Raw genomic sequence first — 17,343 nt, 5'->3', positions numbered from 1 at the left:
ATGCCGTTGTTCAGTAAATTACGAAAGCGCGCAAACAAAAAAGAGCCCGGCTCGCACCGGGCTCCGCTTTTTCGCATGTTATGGTGATTACATCAGTCGAATCTGTACACGACCTCCGCCGCCACTTCGCGGCCCACCGGATTGGCCACGCAGTAGGCGAAGCCGCCGCACCACTTGTCCTGGAAGTGATCGTCCAAGATGTTGTTGACGTAGAGGTTCAGACGCAGAGCGTCATTGAACTGGTAACCGACGCTGGCGTTCCAGTAGATCTTGTCCTGGTTGTAGAAGTCCACCAGTTCGCTCTGCTGGCCGTAACTGATGCTGCGCTCGCCCAGCTCGTTCACGCGCAGGTCGGTGCAGTCGGTGGCCACATCCGGGCGGAAACCATTGGGCAGTGCGGCGCAGCCGCCGTAGCGGTCGCTGCGGGTACCCGCGGTCCAGTCCACGTACAACACCGCGGTCCAGGGATCCATTGTCCAAGTGGCGCTGGCGCGACCGCGATAGCGGATCTGCCGTTCCTGGTCGCGGACATTTTCGAACAGATCGCCTTCGAATTGAGCGAACTTGTAGGTCAGCTGCTGGGTGTAGTTCAACGCGAAGTCGAAAGTTCCCCAGTTCGCGGTCTGCCACTGATAGCGCGAAGCCACGTCGATGCCGCTCACGCTCTGCTTGGCGCGGTTGATCGGGCCGATCTCGACGCGGGTGACGACGCCGTTGGCGTCGCGGGTGACGCGGCTGAGCTGCAGATCGCATAGCGCCTGGCTGGGCGGAGTACGGCGCGGCTTGTCGGCGGGCGACTGCCCGGTCAGGCAGTACGCCTCGTCCAGCAGCACCTGGTCGGCGCTGACGTCGTCGATCGCATTCTCGATATTGACCCGCCAGTAGTCGGCGCTGAGCGAGAAGCCCTCGAACGCATCCCACACGAAGCCGTAAGTGAACGAATCGCCGGTTTCGTACAACAGGTCTTCGGTGCCCTGTCGCGCGATCAGCGGATTGTCGATGTGGTACGGGTCGCCATCGCCGCCGGGGCAATTGCTGGTCTGCCGGTTGGGATCCCGCAGGCAAGTCAGGTAGTCGACCTGGTCGGCCACGCTCTCGCTGGGATCAGCATAGACGAAGTGCATGTCAGGCGCGCGGAAGCTGGTGGCATAACTGCTGCGCAACAGCAGATTGGAGAACGGACGCCACTCCAAGCCCAGGTTGTAAGTGGTGGCCGCGTCGTCGGCGACCGCGTCGTAGCGGTCGTAGCGGCCGGCGGTGGAGAGCGTCAGGTTCTTGAGTAAGGGAATCTTGAATTCCACGCCCGCCGCGTAGCGGTTGCGCTCGCCGCCGCCGGTTTCGATGTTGCCGAACGGCGTGAAGTACACCGGGTTGGTGCCCATGGTATTCGGGTCGGGATACAGCTTGTAGCCCTGCTTGGCGGCTTCCAGGACGCCGGCGAAGCCGATAGGACCGGCCCAGCCCTCGAACAAGTCGCCGCTGAGCACGAAGCTGCCCTGGGTGAGCCAAGTGCGTGCCTTCTTGTCGCCGACCGCACGGACGCTGTCGTAGTCGCTGCGTGACACCGGGTTCCAGAGCCGGTTGTAGTCGGGCGCATGGATTTCCAGGCCGCTGGCCGCATCGATACCCAGCGATGGGCCCAGGAAGAATTCCGCAGCCCGCGCCTCATGGATGGTCGGGAAGCGTTCGCGCACTTCGTACTCGGCGCGGCCGACCATGACATCCCAGTCGAAGCGGTCGTTGAAGATCCTACCGCGCAGGCCGGCGTTGAAATCCCAGTTCGTTTCCTCCGACAGCGTCAACGCGCGGTCGACGCCGCCGATCTCGCTCGGTACGAAATAGCGCAACAGACTGCGCTCCTGGCCGCTGTCGCGGTCGATGTAGTTGGCGCTGCCCCAGGCCGGCATGAAGGTGTTGCTCTCGCCGGTGGATTTCCAGTAACCGGCGGTCGCCCAGGCTTCGACGTTGCCGAACTGCTTGGTGCCGTACAGATAGGCCGAAAGATCCTCGCTGCCGTTGCGCAAAGTCCAGTGCTCGAACACGGCGGTGTGGGCGCATTGCCAGCCGGTATCGGTCTGCGCGCCGTTGAAATCGTTGTACAAGATGCGGTTGTGCAGGAAGAAATCGCCGCCGAACTGCTCGCACGCGCCCTGCGGCGGCATCAGCCGTTGACCGTTGGTCGCATCGAACAAACGGATGCCGACGCTGGGGGTATTGGTCGCGACGCCCTGCTGCACGCCGCCATAGTTCCAGTTGCGGCGCGGCGAATCGAATTCCGAATCCATCCACGGCCGGTCGTGCGCCCACAACGGCTCGCGGTTGAAATACTGCAAGGTGTAGGCAACGCTCCAGTCTTCGCCATGCCGGCCCCCGGACCAAGAGACATCGCTGACCGTGCGTCCGCCCTCGGTGGTGGTGCCGTAGCGCGCGCGCAGGGTATCGCCGTCGATGTCCTTCTTCAGGATGACGTTGACCACGCCGGCCACGGCGTCGGAACCGTAGATCGCCGAAGCGCCGCTGGAGAGCACCTCGATGCGGTCGACGATGCCGGTGGGGATGTTGTTGTAATTGGCGAAGTTGCTCTTGCCGGTATAAGGCATGGGGTAGTCGGCCACACGATGGCCATTGATCAGCAGCAGGCTGCGGCCGGGGCCGAGGTTACGCAGGTTGAGCGGGCTGGCGTTCACCGAGCTCTGGCCCCAGTCGTAGTCGTTCTGCACGTTGCCGGTGACTTCGGTCAGAGAGCTGAGCGCCTCATAGACCGTGGTGAAGCCTTCCTTCCTGATCTGATCGCCGGTGATGACTGTCACCGGTGCCGGGCCTTCGACCTCGGCGCGCTTGATGCGCGAGCCAGTGACGGTGACCGCATCGAGCGTCTTGGCGCTTTTGTCGGCCTCGGTTTGGACGGGTGCATCCGCCGGTTCCGCTTGTTCTGCGGGTAATGGCGGCTGCGCGTCCTGCGCCTGGGCCAGCGCCGCGAGCGGTGCCAACAGTGCCAGAGCGAGCGCACTCGCCAAGGCGTTGCGGTGGAAATCGGATTGCTGCATGGAAAGCCCCCTTCTACGTTGAATTTGTCTAATGGGCCAACTGCGATGGACAGACTCCAATTCAGAACCAACGCGTTCGCTTGATTTGCAGAGGACGTGACACTCGTGCGACATCGACCCCCTTTTTGACCATACGCGACAAAATCGGTCCAAGTATGCGGTTTGCATCACTCTTTTAGAACGATCTAAAAAATGTTGGCGTAAGCCAAATTTCGCTTGGTCGAGGCCGTTTCCTGCTCACGCGCCGTAGACAGGCAGGGCAGGCAATCTACGCCGTTGCGCCGCATTCGACACCGGCTCTTTTACACCGCACCAACGCGATTACGCACACGCGAGCGTCGCCGAAGTCATCCCAGCTTGACCGGCGTCGCTGTGAAAACCACTGGAACGACGAAGAAACGCACAGTCGATTCGAGACAGATCCTACGGACTCAAGCGTTCGTCATCCCGAACGAAATGATGAACCCGATCATTCGAATGCAAGCCACTTGCGTAACGGGATGGAGGATCACGCCTTACCTCTACGCGTAGACCGAACGCGCCTCCAGCAGCGCGTCTTGCTTCCCCGCATCGCACACCGCGTAAACGAAGCCGTGGTGCAGCGCGAACGCGCCGACCTCGCCCGCCTTGTTCATCGCCAGGAAGCACACCTGCAAGGTTTTGCTCGCTTCCGGGCGCTTGCGCACCACGCGTTCGATCGCCTCCCGGCACGCCTCCATCGGCGAGCGACCTTGACGCATCAATTCGACCACCAGAAAGCTGGCCGCATTGCGAATCATTTCTTCGCCCACACCGGAGGCGGTCGCGGCGCCGACCTCGTTGTCGACGTACAGCCCGGCGCCGACGATCGGGCTGTCGCCGACCCGGCCGTGCAGCTTCCAGGCCATGCCGCTGGTGGTACAGGCGCCGGCAAGACGGCCATCGGCGTCGAGCGCGAGGATGCCGAGGGTATCGTGGTTGTCGCGGTTGCCAGGCCGCTTCGCGCGCTCGGCATTGATCTGCGGCTGATACTTCGCGGCCTTCGACCATTCGCGCCAGGCTTGCTTCGCTTCGGGCGTCAGCAGCGCTTCTTTTTCGAACCCTTGCTCGACCGCGAACTGCTGGGCGCCGTCGCCGACCAGCAGCACATGCGGCGTCTTCTCCATCACTGCGCGCGCGACCGAGACCGGGTGCGCAATATCCTCCAGCGCCGCCACCGCGCCGCAACGGCCGTCGCCGTCCATGATGCTGGCATCGAGCGTCAGCGTGCCGTCGCGATCGGGATAGCCGCAGCGGCCGACGGTGCTGTTGCAAAGCGTGCCCTCGGCCCAGCGCGCACCGGCCTCCACCGCATCCAGCGCGCCGCCGCCGCGCGTCAGCACCGGCCATGCGGCCTGGTTGGCGCCGACCCCGAAATCCCAGGTCGATACCACGCGCATGCGCGAGGACGTGGGCGCGGCGCCTGCGCCATTCGGCAGCACTAGCGCGCTGCCGGCCAACAGGGTCGAATGCAGAAAACGACGGCGTGTGGTCATGCGGATCTCCATGGCTAATCGAACCGGCGGACGCGTCCGCATTCGCGAACGACGAACGCTGCTCTATCCATCTTACGATACCGCTTATTCCCACGAAGGCGGACAGTGGGCCAGGGTGAAAGATGGATGGTCCACTGCGACGACAGCAGTCCGGCGTCAGCTAGCGCAGGATTGTCCGCCGCATATCAATCCCGTCGGTTCAGGCCGCAACGCCGGCCTCGGCGGCAAGCATCGGGATCGCGGCGGATTGCCGTCGTGCGTTGAGTTCGATGGTGGAGCAATCCAGATCCAGAGCGCGGATCCGGGTGGTCATGAAGTCGATGAACACCCGGATACGTTTGGGCAACTGCTGGCGACTCAGGTAGCACAGGTAATGTCCGCGGTCGTCGGGCACGAGGTGGGCGAGGCACTCCACCAGCGTTCCGGCGCGCAACGCATCGCAGACTTGGTACGCCGCCAGTTGGCTCAGCCCTTGGCCGTCGAGCACTGCTCCCATCGCCAGTGAAGGATCGTTGACGACGATGTCCGCATGCGGAGTAATGCTGCGCGCATAACCGTCGATCTTGAAATCCCAGTACTGCAAACGGCCATTCGTCAGGCGTTGGTTGATGCAGGCGTGTGCGGCAAGGTCGTCGACGGACTCCGGCAGGCCGTGCCGACGAGCGTAATCGGGTGATGCGCAAACGTGCATCCGCATGGGGATCAGTTGCTTGGCGATGACCTGGCTGTCTTCCAAGCGACCGTCGCGAAAGGCGACGTCGACCCGGTCGGTCGCCAGATCGACGGCGCGCTCCTCCAGCAGCAACTCCAGCGCCACCGCGGGGAAATGCACACGGAACTCAGCCAGCAATGGCGCGACGACCTTGCGGCCGAAGCCATGGGGAGCACTGATCTTCAGCTGCCCTTGTGGCGGACCCTCGCGCAGGTCGCGCATTTCTTCCAAGGCCTGCAGGATCCGCTCGACTCCGGGACGGCAATTTTCATAGAACAGCTCGCCCTCGCCAGTGATCGTGGTACTGCGTGTCGTGCGCAGGAACAATCGCGTATCGAGTTGCTGTTCGAGCTTCTGCACGCTCCTGCTGACCGCGGAACGACCGACGCCTAGCCGATCGGCCGCCCGGGAGAAGCTGCCCTCGTTGGCCACGGCTATGAAGGCGACCACGCCCGCATAGCTGGCCGACAAGCTGGACGTCAGCGGATCGCGATGGTCAAACGAGTCTCTAGGTGGCGAGATGATTGACATGGTGCCCTCGTGTCGTCGGCGCGGTCCATAGAGGCTGCCAGCAACACCGCGTGACCGGCAGCCCAGGACAGGTCAATCCTTAGCCCCTCGATCCGGGGTGTTCGTTTGTAGTTTGATGACGCGGCGGCCGTGGCGCCGGGCGTCGATCGAGAAGGCGCCGGCTCCAATCAGCGCGATCGCCACGCAGCCGCCGATATGACCCACCAGGAGCAGCTGCTGGACCGGGCCGGACATAGCCAGTGCAATGGCGGCCGCGATACCGAGGAACAGGGCAGCGAATCGAGTCGCAAACCCAATCACCAGCAACAGGGCGATTAGCCCCGCGGCCAGATGAAGAAGGTAGGCGTTTACCGGAATTTCCGTTAACGGCGTTACGACGCCAAAGGCGACAAAGGCGTAGCACATGCGAACGAACAGCAAAGCGAACCCGACCGCGCCATCGGGGTAACGGTATACGTATTTGGTCATCCACCGACGATATCGCCCTGCCGACCTTCGGCTAAGCCTCGATCGAGGGATGTCGCGGCCCCTCTATCGAGGGGTAGGATGTTCGAGTCCAGGCGGCAAACTACAAAGTGGGCTTGTTGGCCGAAGCCGAGAAACGGGTGAAAGCGACAGTGTGGCTATTCAGAACCCTCCTGTTTGCCGTATTGACGGCACTGTCTTTGGCGACGTCGGCGGAGGAACCCCGTCGCCTTGCGCACTATTCGCATCAACGCTGGATCGAGGGCAGCGAAGCGCCGGCGCCGGTGCTGGCGATGGCGCAAGGACGGGACGGCTTCCTCTGGCTTGCGACCGGAGAGGGGCTGTTCCGATTCGACGGAGTCCGGTTCGAGCGGGTCGAGCCCGAAGGCAGCGACCAGAAACACGATCAGCCGAGCGCTCTGTTGGTAACCAAGAGCGGCGATGTCTGGACCAACTTCGAGACCTCACGCCGCTTCGCGGTCTATCGGCACAGCGCACTGCGCATTCTTGACGCGCCGGCCGCTCCGAGCCGTATCGTCGCAATGGCGGAGGGCGCGGATGGTGCGATTTGGGCGCTGACGGAAAACTACGACGCGGAAGTGCTTCGTTTCCACAACGGGCGTTGGCGAACGTTCAACGCGGCCGATGGTCTTCCGCAAATCAATGCCGCGAACCTGCTGGTGGCGGCCGATGGCGCCGTCTGGATCGCATGCAGCACCGGGGTCGCACGTTTGCCGCCGGGCGCGGCGCGATTCGAGATCTATCGGAAGGCGCTCGACACTAGGGTATCTCAGGATCCGGCCGGCCGAATATGGCTCTCCGAGAGGCGCGGAAGCTATCCCATCACGGGACCTGGCGGGCGTGGATCGCCGCAACCCTTGAGCGCGCCTTATGGCACCGGCAACGTGCAGATCCGGGGCGCGCCGCTGCTGGATCGCGAGGGAAATCTCTGGATCGCGACACGCTACGACGGCGTGCAGCGCTTCGCCGCGCCGCGCGTCTCTTCTGGGAGCGGCGGCACCGAAACAGAATCCTTCACGGGCCGCGATGGACTGTCCTCAAACGTGACGAACCAGGTTTTGGAGGATCGGGAAGGAAACATCTGGGTCGGCACCGAGCGGGGGCTGGATAAGTTCCGGCCCGCTACGCTGATCGCCGAACCGGCGCTTGTATCCCCCGCCACCTATGGCGACAAGCTTTTGACTGCATCCGATGGGAGCATCTATATCGGTCAAGCGCGGACCCTCTATCGCGTCAGACCCGGCGAGACACCCGAGCCGCTCTTGCGCGATGTCGCGGACCCACAGAGTCTCTGCGAAGCGCCGGACGGCGCGCTCTGGATTGGCTTGCCGACGCAGATCCTGGTCTGGACGGGCGGTGGCGTTCGCCGGACGATCGAACGGCCCGACAAGGACGCCAATCACAACATCATCTACGACTGCGCCTTCGATGCGCATGGCGACTATTGGATTTCCGCCGCCGGAGGCGGCGTGCGCCGATACCGGCACGGGCGATGGGAATTGGTTCTGGAGCCCGGTGATCGGGCCGATTTTTTTCCAACGACGATGATCCGAACGCCGCAAGGTGGCGTGGTCGTCCAAACGGGAGACCGATTGGTCTGGATTGAGGATTCCGGACGCTCGTTCACGCGTCTGGATTTCGGCGCAAGTGGCATCAAGGTGCTCACGCTCTACTCCGCCGGAGACGATGTCTTTGCCGCCGGCGCCTTCGGATTGTCCCGATTCCGCGCGGGACATGCCGAGACCGTGCGGGCCACGGAAGTGTCCCCGGGCAGCCGCATCAACGGGATGGTGCGGACTCCGGAAGGAGATACTTGGCTGGCGTATCCAAGGTCGCTGGTTCGGATCAAGTCGCGGGAACTCGAGCGCGCATTTTCCGACAAGGAATTTTCGGCGCCGACGCTATCGCTTGGCCTGGGCGACGGGTTGACGAGCCGCCCGCATTCGCACTCGCAGCGGTCCATGGTGCGCGGCGGCGACGGACGATTGTGGATCGCGACCGAAACCGGAACGCTGTGGATGGACCCTGCACGCATTGTCCGCAATGCCTTGCCCCCAAGCCTTGCGATAAAATCGATAAACGGTGATGGCCGCGTACACCGCGATCCGACGGCGCTGAAGCTATCGGCGGCGACGGCCAATATCGAAATCGACTTCTCGGTGTTGAGTTTCGCCGATCCCGGCCGCGTGCGTGCCCGCTACATGCTCGAAGGCTTCGACCGGGATTGGGTCGATCCGGGGACGAGGCGACAAGCGTTTTACACCAACCTTCCGCCGGGCAAATACAGGTTCCACGTCATCGCCGCCAATAATGACGGCGTGTGGAACCGGACTGGCGCGACGCTCGACTTCGAGATTCCGCCCACCTTCATTCAATCGGTGTGGTTCCTTCTGCTGTGCTCCGGGCTGGCGCTCGCTTCACTCTGGTTCTTGTATCGGCTGCGCGTGGCCCAGATTGCACATCGCATTCGCAGCCGGCTGGAGGAACGCATTAGCGAGCGCGAACGCATCGCGCGCGAGCTCCACGATACGCTGCTGCAAGGCGTCCAGGGCCTGATCCTTCGTTTTCAGGCGGTCGCGGACCGGATTCCGGTCGAGGAGAAGTCGCGAGAGCAGCTGGAGGAGGCGCTGGCGGCGGCCGACGACGTCGTCGTGGACGCCCGCAACCGCGTGCACGACCTGCGTGGCATCGAAGGCACGGGCGATCTTTGCGCGATCATCGAACAACTCGTGGCCGCCGCACCGTTCGACCCACCGATTCCGGTTCGCATCGTCGTCGAAGGAAAGCCAAGGCCCTTGCATCCGCTTGTCGCCGCAGAAGTCACCAGGATCGTGCGCGAGGCCTTGTTCAACATCGCCCATCATGCACGCGCGTCGTCGGCCGAGGTCGCGATCGACTTCGAGACGCGGCATCTGGCCATACGCGTGCGGGATGACGGCGTCGGGATTCCCGAACATGTGCTGGCGCGTGGCCACAAGGAAGGTCATTTCGGCATGATCGGCATGCGCGAGCGCGCCGAAAGGATCGGCGGCGGCATCACGATCAGCGGCAGCCCTGGAGATGGCTCCGAGATTACACTGACCTTGCCGGCCGAGCTGGCGTTCGCGAAACGCAGGGCGCGGCGGCGCGTTCGGCTACCGCGTTTTTTGCACAGGAGCCCGTCCGATGAGTGAGCCGAAGATTCGCGTTCTCGTTGTCGACGACCATCCCGTGCTCCGCGACGGCGTTGCCGCGATCCTGGAGAACCAGACCGACATGACGATGGTCGGAGAGGCGCGCGACGGGAGCGAAGCCATCGAGCGTTTTCGCGCGTTGCATCCGGATGTGACGCTCATGGATCTGCAGATGCCGCGCATGAACGGCGTTGATGCGATCATCGCGATCCGCTCCGAGCACCCTGGCGCCCGGATCATCGTGCTCACCACTTATGCGGGCGATGTGCAGGCGGTTCGCGCGCTGAAGGCGGGCGCGACCGGGTATCTGTTGAAGAGCAGCCTGCGAACCGAGTTGATCGATGCGATTCGCAACGTCCATCGCGGCCAGCGCCACGTTCACCGCGATGTCGCCGACGAGATCGCGCTGCATGTGGTCGATGAGGCGTTGACCGAACGTGAGATCGCGGTGCTTCGGCTCGTGTCGATCGGAAAGGCGAACAAGCAGGTGGCCTCAGAGCTCGGTTTGTCCGAAGAGACGGTCAAGGGGCACCTGAAGAGCATCTTCTCCAAGTTGGACGTGGCGGACCGCACTCACGCCGTTACGGTGGCGGCGCGACGAGGCATTATTGAGCTCTGAGCCACGCCTGCGATAGGGTGCTACCTAGCATGGCGTGGCGCATGAAGCGCCCTCATCTCGCCGGCATTCTTTCTGGTGGGATGTCTACGGCTCGTCGATCCCGCGGAGCGTTTGATTTCGTGCGTCGGGAGAGCCCGATCTTGATGGCGACCAGCACCGGCGCGGCGACGACGAAAAGCAAGGCGACCGCATTGAACGCCGTGTCGAAGGCGATCACGGTGGACTGGCCTGTGACGATCCTGCCCAGTAGGCTCGTGGCTGCCCGACTGGCGGCCACGGTGTCCATTCCTCTGGCAGCCAGCATGGCTGCCGTGGTCGTCAGCCGCTCGCCGACGACAGGACTGCCTGCGGTGAGGTTTGCGCCAAGCACAGCGACGTTGTTGGCGACGTTGTGGTCGATCAGCGTCTGCAGTCCGGCGACTCCCATAAGGCCGCCAAGCTGGCGACCCGTATTGAAGAGGCCGATACCGGCCGCGATATTTCGGCGGTTGAGATTACCGAATGCGATCAGGGTGATCGATAGGAACAGGAAGCCAAGGCCCAAGCCGCGCAGCAGGATGGCCGCCATCATGTCGTCCGGACCGCTTTCGCTGGTCGAGCCGGACAGCATCCACATCGCAACCATGATCATCAGGATCCCAAAGGGCACCGTGGCGATCGGAGGAACGCGCCGGACCTGCATCAGGAAGGCTGCGATAAGAAGCGCGCCGACGAAAAGCGCGCCGCTTGGCAGCAGGAGCTGTCCGGCGGCGGTCGGTGTGAACGCCAGTACCGACACGGCGAACGACGGAATCAGGAACGCGCTCCCGAACAATGCCGCGCCAGCGACAAAACTGACGAGGAACGCAAAGGAAAAATCGTCCGACCGGAACACGCTGAAATCGAGCAGACCTTCGCCCTTGGCCATCGTCTGTTGGCCGAGAAATGCGAGCAGGGCGGCTGCGCCGATCACGGTCAGCCATTGGATGCGAGGTTCCTCGAACCAATCCCAGCGGCTGCCTTGGCTGAAGACATAGGTGAGGCAGAAAAGCACGACGGAGATCAACGAGAGGCCGATCCAATCGAACGGACGGCGCGCAGTCCTAGCGGGCATCGGGCCATCGGCGATCAGCAGCAATGCGGCAGCCGCCATGGCCACCGGAACACTGCTGAAGAAGATCCAGGTCCAGGATTGACTATCGAGCAACCATCCCTCAAGGGCCGGGGCGATCGTCGCGGGGGCGACGACCGAGCCCATCGCAAACAGAGCTTGAAGGAGCGGCTGGCGGGACCGCGGATAGGCGAGAAAGAGGATCGCCTGCCCCCCGACAAGCAGGGTCCCGCCGGAGAAGCCCTGAATGAATCGAAGCGCGACCAGCAGATCCAACCGAGTCGTGATGGCGGCCATGGCGCAGGCCGTGCCCATGACCAGGGTCGAGCCGACGAGCAGGCTGCGCGGATTGATGCGGGTCATCAACCAGGACGAGGCGATGAACCCGATCAGCTTGAAAGCGATGTATCCGATATCCAGCCAAGCGAACTCATCGGGCGTGGCATAGGTGTCGCCGATGATGTCGCCGCGTCCGAGCGATAGAACGGTACTGGCGATCGCCTCCGTGAGAGTGGCAAGCACGATGCCAGCGACAAGAAGGGTTCCTGTCGCAGGCCTGTCGCGGCTCGCTGTGGCGGCGACGGCCGTGCTCATGAGCCGCTGCTTCGATCGATCTCGACGCGTGCGGACAAACCGGGCACCAGACGGCCGGGCAATGGATTGCCGGAAAACCGGATCTTCACCGGAACGCGCTGGACGACGCGCACGAAGTTTCCTGTTGCATTGTCTGCGGGAAGCAGGCTGAAAGCGGAGCCGCTGCCGGGCGCAAAGCTGTCCACTACGCCTTCGAATCTCTCGTTCGGATAGCCATCGATGGCAATGCGAACGCGCTGACCGGGCCGGATGTGCTCGAGCTGGGTTTCCTTGAAATTCGCCACGATCCACAGATCGTCGACCGGAACGATATCGAGCAAGGTCGCACCCGGCGCGACAAGCCGGCCAATGCGGACCTGGCGATTGCCGATAACACCGCCGACCGGCGCGCGCACTACGGTGCTGTCGAGGTCGATCTGGGCCAGATCGCGTAAGGCCTGCGCCTGGGCGACGGCGGCAACGGCGGCTTCGCGCTGGGTGGCGAGCACGGCGATGCGTTTCTGCTGCGCCTCCAACGTGGCCGACGCCGCGGATACGCCCGCCTCCGCTCTCGACTGCGCCGCGTCGCTTTCATCTACCTGGGCCTGGCTGACGAAGCGGTCGCGAACGAGTTCGCGGCGACGGTTGGATACCTTGGTCGCCAGATTCATCTCGGCCACGTTGGAGCGTCTCTGCGCTTGGGCCTGCCGGATCAGCGCGTGTTGAAGTCGGATCTCCGCATCGACATTGGTCAGGCGCGCCTGCGCGGCTCCGACATTGGCCGCAGCTTGCGCGAGTCGTGCGCGGTAGTCCCGATCGTCGATCCGGAACAGCACCTCACCCGTCCGGACGGTTTGGTTGTCCGTAACCTCTACCGCCGTGACGTAACCGGAAACCTTCGGTGCGAGCGAGGTCGCGTCTCCGCGGATATAAGCGTTATCGGTCGACGTCTCGCCGCTGGAACGAGCCCAGGTCCATCCCGCAACCGCGACCAGCACGGCAGCGAGAAGCAGCAACAGGCCGATCATCTTTTTCTTGTCGATCTTCGCCATAACGCCCTCCGATGGTGGGTGGGATGAAGGCGTTCCTTAATCTAGGCAATGCTGCGGCGGGTAGGTAGATATACACACGGACACGTGGTGTTGAGCGTAGTGCACCAATGCGCGGGGTCGTGTCGCGAACCCGGTCCTTCGAACGGCCCTGATGCAATTGATTCCGGCCAAGCAACACGGCGCTTCGGCTCGCATGCCTACCGTCCTTGCCGCCCCGCGCACAGGATTGATTCGTGCCCCTAATGCGCAATAGATCTATCGAGCTCTCCTTCTTACGGCTGGAATCCTCATGCGACCCATTCGAGACGACGTAGAAGTCAACGGCATTCGCATGCACTATGCGATGGCGGGCCGAGGTGATCCGGTCCTCCTGTTGCATGGCTTCCCCGGCACCTCAAGCGCCTGGCGGAAAGTGATTCCCCTGCTCGAGAAAACCCACACCGTCATTGCGCCGGACATGCGCGGATTCGGAGACTCCGGCAAGCCTGCCGATGGCTATGACGCCCACACCATCATTGCCGACTTCCGCGCCTTGCTGAAACATATTGGCGTTGGTCCCGTCCATATCGTCGCCCATGGCATGGGCGCTCCGCCTGCGCTTGTCTGGGCCGGAACGTACCCCGATGAAGTCCGCACACTCGCTTACCTGGACCAGCCCACGATCACCGGGCCCTGCATGCGGGAGGTGAGCCAGTTCACCGAAGAAGGCACCGTCAGGGGCGGCTTCTGGTGGTGGCCATTCGCATTGGCGCCGGAACTGGCAGAAATGCTGTTCGCTGGGCACGAACGGGAAATGCTCTCATGGTTCTATCGCTACTATTGCGCCAACCCACGCGTGGTCGATCAGGAATACGTAGCCGAAACCGCGCGTACGTTCGCGGCGCCCGGTGGCGCTCGCGGGGCGATGGGCGTGTACCGGGCCCTGTTTGAAACGCAGATGCAAACCGAGCCGTTCATCGGCAAGCGGATCCGTGTGCCGCTGCTTGCCCTTGGCGGCGATGAAAGCTTCGGTGACCGTACTCGCGAGATGCTGGCCACGGTGGCCGAGAATGTCCAGGGCTGCGTTCTATCGAACTGCGGCCATTTCATATCCGAAGAGAAACCTAGCGAACTCGTCGAGCATCTCTCGGAGTTCTGGCGTTCGACAGTCAGGATCGATCGTTTGCTGCGACATCGATCGGAAGGTGTCGCCGCGATACCGATCGATATTCCGGCAGCCGCCTTCAATCCGTCGCCGTCCACGGCCCGCGCCACCGCAAGCATTTCCGGCTGACCTTTTCGCGACTATCGTGTGTGAGCCATAGGATTGGGGTGATGGACATGCGGAATCCGGACCGAACCAGAGAGATAGCCATCGAGCCAGTCTCTGAAATAGGTTCTGGCGATCAATGCATGCGCTCCAGGCGTGAGCGTGCGGTCGTCCAGGATCGCGTTGTAGTAACTCGCACTCCTATCCGCGATCACCGGTCTGTTGTCCTGATAGCTGTACATCACCCATTGAACGAGATCGCATAGCCGGTAGGGTTCCGGCCCGGCAATCTCGACGACTGCGTGCGATGGCGGCGTGGCCACCAGATCGGCCAGCAGGTCGGCTACGTCGTCCGCCGCCACCGGCTGCACCAGGGCAGGCGATAAACGGACGTTCTCCTTGCCGCTGCCAGGCGGAATGATGTTGGCCATGAATTCGAAGAACTGCGTCGATTGCACGATGGTGTGGGGAACCTTCGAACTGCTGACCAGGCTTTCTTGAATTTCCTTCGCTCGGAAGTACCCGCTGTCCTGCAGACGCTGCGTGCCCACGACCGAAAGCGCCAGATGACGGGAAACGCCGGCGCTTTCCCCAGCCGCAAGCAGCCGTTGGCTCGACTCCCTGAAGAACTCGGTCACCTCCGGCTCCTCGAACGACGGCGCATTGGTGACGTCGACCACGGTGTGCGCTCCGCTCAGCGCTTCCTTCAATCCTTCGCCCGTGACTGTATCGACCCCGGATCTTCTCGAAGCGGCGATCGCCTCATATCCGCGGGACCTCAGCCTGGCCACGAGCCGGGCACCGACAAGACCGCTTCCGCCGGCCACTACGACTTTCATGTTCCGGACTCCTCTCTGGGTCACATCACGATGGGACTGGACGGAAGAGCATTGGCAGGCAGCCCGCTTTCGCCAAGCAGCTCTCTCAGGTCGATTTCGATGGAGGCGCATATCTGCGAGATCGGCACATCGTTCGCGCCGCCCTCGAACGGGTTGGCGCTGCTTTCCCCCACCTGATCCAGCGCCGCGTACATCCAGGAAATGAGCACGCTCAAGGGGATGGCCAACCAGACCATATGGCCTGCCATCGCGCCGCCGACGACCTGATTCATGCGCTCCAGCTCGCCGATCATTCCCAGCGGCAGGAGCAAGCACAGGATTCTGACGAATATCGCGCTGACAATCGCGTACTGCCGCGGGTACGGATAGTTCTTGATCCGTTCGCTTTTCGCTTGCTGATCGTGGAATTCCTTGAGAATTTTCTGCAACTCGACGAAGACATTGGCCGGGATCGTTCCTGCACTTAGCATTTCCCTTAGCGCCTCGCTTTGCAGGCCCAGAACCTGCGTCGCCTTTCCGGTGGCGATGAGAATCCGCCTTGTCTCTTCCGGCGATACGTACTTGGTTATTTCCGCCTCCAGGGCATTCTCTTTCTCGGGAACGCCGTAGTGCTTCCTGTACTCCGCGTTGGGGGCGTTCTTGAGGGTTTCCCAGACCTTGCTGTCGCGCATCTGGTAGCGCAGCGCCGTCAGCCACGCCAGGTGGCGGTAGACCAGGCGTCTTGAATCCTTGGCGTCGGTCAGGAAATCCCTGCTCATCGAACCCCAGAGACGGCTCATCGCCGCAATCGAAGCCCAAACCTGTTGCCCTTCCCAGGTCCTGTTGTAGGTCTGCGTATTCTTGAACCCGGCCATCAGGGCGACCGTCGTTCCCAATAGGAAAACGATTCCCCAGGGAATGGATAGCCACTTGAGGCCGAAGACCTGGTAGAGCGCGACCAGAACGATGTTGAGGACTATCAGCACGTACAACGAGCGTCTGGTCCAGACGATGAATTCCGAGAATTTGTAGGATCTACCGGCGTACATGGTTCTGGATCTCCTGCTGATAGGAGTCGCGGCCGATACCGCGGACTCCAAGCGATGTTTGTCTATCGACGGACTTCATCCGTAGCCCCCATATCGACCCGATCGGGTGGCGTACGCGACCTTTCGATTCCGAAGTAGGTGTAGACCCAAAGAAATGCGAAGTAGCCGAAATACAGGCACACCAGGAAACGGCCGAACCAGTTCTCGATGGTGTTGGCCGGCGCCTCCGGACCGAGCCATGCAGGGATCAGTTCGGCGGTGACGCCGGCACCGACCGCACCCAGCAGCACGAACGACAGGGCGAAAACGATGAGGGCGATCCTGAATCCCCTGCCGCGATAGCGAACCGAGCGGACCTTTCCACGGTCTATCCAGGGCAGCAAGAACAGTACTGCGATGGCCGCGAACATGGTGAGCACGCCGCTGAGCTTGTGCGGAATGACCCGCAGCATCGCGTAGTAGGGCGTGTAGTACCAAACCGGCTTGATGTGCGCCGGGGTTACCAGTGGATTGGCCTCGGTGAAATTGTCGTGCTCGAGGAACCAGCCCCCCACTGCCGGTGCGTAGAAGACGATGAAGGCCGCCACCAGCAGGAACAGGAACACGCTGAGCGTGTCTTCGACGGTGTAGTACGGATGGAAAGGAATGGCATCCAGCGGGATTCCATCCGGCCGGGTCTTTTCGCTTATCTCGATGCCTTCCGGGTTGTTCGAGCCCACCTCGTGCAGCGCAAGGATATGCAGCGTCACCAGCAGCAACAGGGTCAGCGGCAGCGCGATCACGTGCAGGGCGAAGAAGCGATTGAGGGTGGCGTCGCCGGGCAGGTAGTCGCCCATGATCCATTCGGTCAGACCGTTGCCGATCACCGGGATCGCGCCGAACAGCGAAATGATGACCTTGGCGCCCCAGAACGACATCTGGCCCCAGGGCAGCACGTAGCCCATGAAGGCCTCGGCCATGAGCACCAGGAACACCAGCATGCCCAGTATCCACACCAGTTCGCGCGGCTTCTTGTACGAGCCGTACATCAAGCCGCGGAACATGTGGATGTACACCACCACGAAGAACAGCGAGGCGCCGGTGCTGTGCATGTAACGGATCAGCCAGCCCCACTCCACATCGCGCATGATGTACTCGACCGATGCGAACGCCTCGGCCGCATTGGGTTTGTAGAACATGGTCAGGAAGATGCCGGTGGCGACTTGATTGACCAGCACCAGCAACGCGAATACGCCGAAGTAGTACCAGATGTTCAGGTTCTTCGGCGTGTAGTAGCCCGTCGTATGCGAAGCCAGGAACGACAGCAGCGGCAGTCGCTCCTCGGTCCATGCCAGGAAGCGGTTCTTCGGATAGATGCGGACGAACTTGATTGCCATATCGCGATCTCTTCTCGATGGATCCGCGGGACGGGCTGTCCCGATTGCAATGAG

The 17,343-nt window shown here is 62.5% G+C and carries 12 protein-coding genes; 3 read left to right on the top strand and 9 right to left on the bottom strand.

What is annotated here, in order from left to right:
- Window positions 1-92: 92 nt before the first annotated feature.
- The 4 genes from J2W94_RS12140 to J2W94_RS12125 form a co-directional block, all read right to left on the bottom strand.
- On the bottom strand, window positions 93-3,047 hold the full coding sequence (locus J2W94_RS12140) for a TonB-dependent receptor plug domain-containing protein (protein ID WP_310093587.1): 2,955 nt from the start codon (window positions 3,045-3,047) through the stop codon (window positions 93-95).
- A gap of 521 nt (window positions 3,048-3,568) precedes the next feature.
- Window positions 3,569-4,561: a N(4)-(beta-N-acetylglucosaminyl)-L-asparaginase gene (locus tag J2W94_RS12135; RefSeq protein WP_310093585.1), complete on the bottom strand. Its 993-nt coding sequence runs from the start codon at window positions 4,559-4,561 to the stop codon at window positions 3,569-3,571.
- A 199-nt stretch (window positions 4,562-4,760) separates the two neighbouring features.
- Complete coding sequence (locus J2W94_RS12130) at window positions 4,761-5,804, bottom strand: LysR family transcriptional regulator (protein WP_310093584.1); 1,044 nt, start codon at window positions 5,802-5,804, stop codon at window positions 4,761-4,763.
- Window positions 5,805-5,876: 72 nt separating this feature from the next.
- Window positions 5,877-6,272, bottom strand: coding sequence for a hypothetical protein (locus J2W94_RS12125; protein ID WP_310093581.1), 396 nt, complete (start codon window positions 6,270-6,272; stop codon window positions 5,877-5,879).
- A 113-nt stretch (window positions 6,273-6,385) separates the two neighbouring features.
- Between J2W94_RS12125 and J2W94_RS12120 the strand changes: the two genes are divergently transcribed.
- Together J2W94_RS12120 and J2W94_RS12115 are read left to right on the top strand one after the other, a co-directional pair.
- Window positions 6,386-9,463 carry a sensor histidine kinase gene (locus J2W94_RS12120; RefSeq protein ID WP_310093579.1) on the top strand — a complete coding sequence of 1,026 codons (3,078 nt, stop codon included), beginning with the start codon at window positions 6,386-6,388 and terminating at the stop codon, window positions 9,461-9,463.
- Window positions 9,456-10,082 (top strand): response regulator transcription factor, encoded by a 627-nt coding sequence (locus J2W94_RS12115; protein ID WP_310093577.1) that lies wholly within the window; start codon window positions 9,456-9,458, stop codon window positions 10,080-10,082. The genes J2W94_RS12120 and J2W94_RS12115 overlap by 8 nt, the downstream gene beginning before the upstream one ends.
- Before the next feature lie 52 nt (window positions 10,083-10,134).
- On the opposite strand, the gene J2W94_RS12110 is transcribed toward J2W94_RS12115, so the two are convergent.
- A complete protein-coding gene (locus tag J2W94_RS12110) occupies window positions 10,135-11,766 on the bottom strand; it encodes a DHA2 family efflux MFS transporter permease subunit (protein WP_310093575.1) in 1,632 nt (543 codons plus the stop codon).
- Window positions 11,763-12,797 carry an HlyD family secretion protein gene (locus tag J2W94_RS12105; RefSeq protein WP_310093574.1) on the bottom strand — a complete coding sequence of 345 codons (1,035 nt, stop codon included), beginning with the start codon at window positions 12,795-12,797 and terminating at the stop codon, window positions 11,763-11,765. Before J2W94_RS12105 ends, J2W94_RS12110 begins: the two co-directional genes overlap by 4 nt.
- A 289-nt stretch (window positions 12,798-13,086) precedes the next feature.
- Between J2W94_RS12105 and J2W94_RS12100 the strand changes: the two genes are divergently transcribed.
- Window positions 13,087-14,070 (top strand): alpha/beta fold hydrolase, encoded by a 984-nt coding sequence (locus tag J2W94_RS12100; protein WP_310093572.1) that lies wholly within the window; start codon window positions 13,087-13,089, stop codon window positions 14,068-14,070.
- An 11-nt stretch (window positions 14,071-14,081) separates the two neighbouring features.
- Here J2W94_RS12100 and J2W94_RS12095 read toward each other — a convergent pair whose 3' ends face one another.
- From J2W94_RS12095 to J2W94_RS12085, 3 genes are read right to left on the bottom strand one after another with little or no spacing between them, the layout of a single operon-like run.
- Window positions 14,082-14,885 (bottom strand): SDR family oxidoreductase, encoded by an 804-nt coding sequence (locus J2W94_RS12095; protein WP_310093570.1) that lies wholly within the window; start codon window positions 14,883-14,885, stop codon window positions 14,082-14,084.
- 20 nt (window positions 14,886-14,905) lie between these two features.
- On the bottom strand, window positions 14,906-15,964 hold the full coding sequence (locus J2W94_RS12090; RefSeq protein WP_310093568.1) for a bestrophin family protein: 1,059 nt from the start codon (window positions 15,962-15,964) through the stop codon (window positions 14,906-14,908).
- An 11-nt stretch (window positions 15,965-15,975) separates the two neighbouring features.
- Complete coding sequence (locus tag J2W94_RS12085) at window positions 15,976-17,283, bottom strand: cytochrome b (RefSeq protein WP_430540605.1); 1,308 nt, start codon at window positions 17,281-17,283, stop codon at window positions 15,976-15,978.
- Window positions 17,284-17,343: the final 60 nt, after the last annotated feature.

This window comes from Pseudoxanthomonas sacheonensis, from assembly GCF_031455975.1.
Taxonomy (GTDB): domain Bacteria; phylum Pseudomonadota; class Gammaproteobacteria; order Xanthomonadales; family Xanthomonadaceae; genus Pseudoxanthomonas_A; species Pseudoxanthomonas_A sacheonensis_A.
This window is presented reverse-complemented; position numbering and strand designations above follow the sequence as displayed.

What these genes read in the sequence shown, in the direction of transcription:
- J2W94_RS12140 (WP_310093587.1), bottom strand. Translation starts at nt 3,047, where the DNA reads ATGCAGCAATCCGATTTCCACCGCAACGCCTTGGCGAGTGCGCTCGCT.
- J2W94_RS12135 (WP_310093585.1), bottom strand. Translation starts at nt 4,561, where the DNA reads ATGACCACACGCCGTCGTTTTCTGCATTCGACCCTGTTGGCCGGCAGC.
- J2W94_RS12130 (WP_310093584.1), bottom strand. Translation starts at nt 5,804, where the DNA reads ATGTCAATCATCTCGCCACCTAGAGACTCGTTTGACCATCGCGATCCG.
- J2W94_RS12125 (WP_310093581.1), bottom strand. Translation starts at nt 6,272, where the DNA reads ATGACCAAATACGTATACCGTTACCCCGATGGCGCGGTCGGGTTCGCT.
- J2W94_RS12115 (WP_310093577.1), top strand. Translation starts at nt 9,456, where the DNA reads ATGAGTGAGCCGAAGATTCGCGTTCTCGTTGTCGACGACCATCCCGTG.
- J2W94_RS12110 (WP_310093575.1), bottom strand. Translation starts at nt 11,766, where the DNA reads ATGAGCACGGCCGTCGCCGCCACAGCGAGCCGCGACAGGCCTGCGACA.
- J2W94_RS12105 (WP_310093574.1), bottom strand. Translation starts at nt 12,797, where the DNA reads ATGGCGAAGATCGACAAGAAAAAGATGATCGGCCTGTTGCTGCTTCTC.
- J2W94_RS12100 (WP_310093572.1), top strand. Translation starts at nt 13,087, where the DNA reads ATGCGACCCATTCGAGACGACGTAGAAGTCAACGGCATTCGCATGCAC.
- J2W94_RS12095 (WP_310093570.1), bottom strand. Translation starts at nt 14,885, where the DNA reads ATGAAAGTCGTAGTGGCCGGCGGAAGCGGTCTTGTCGGTGCCCGGCTC.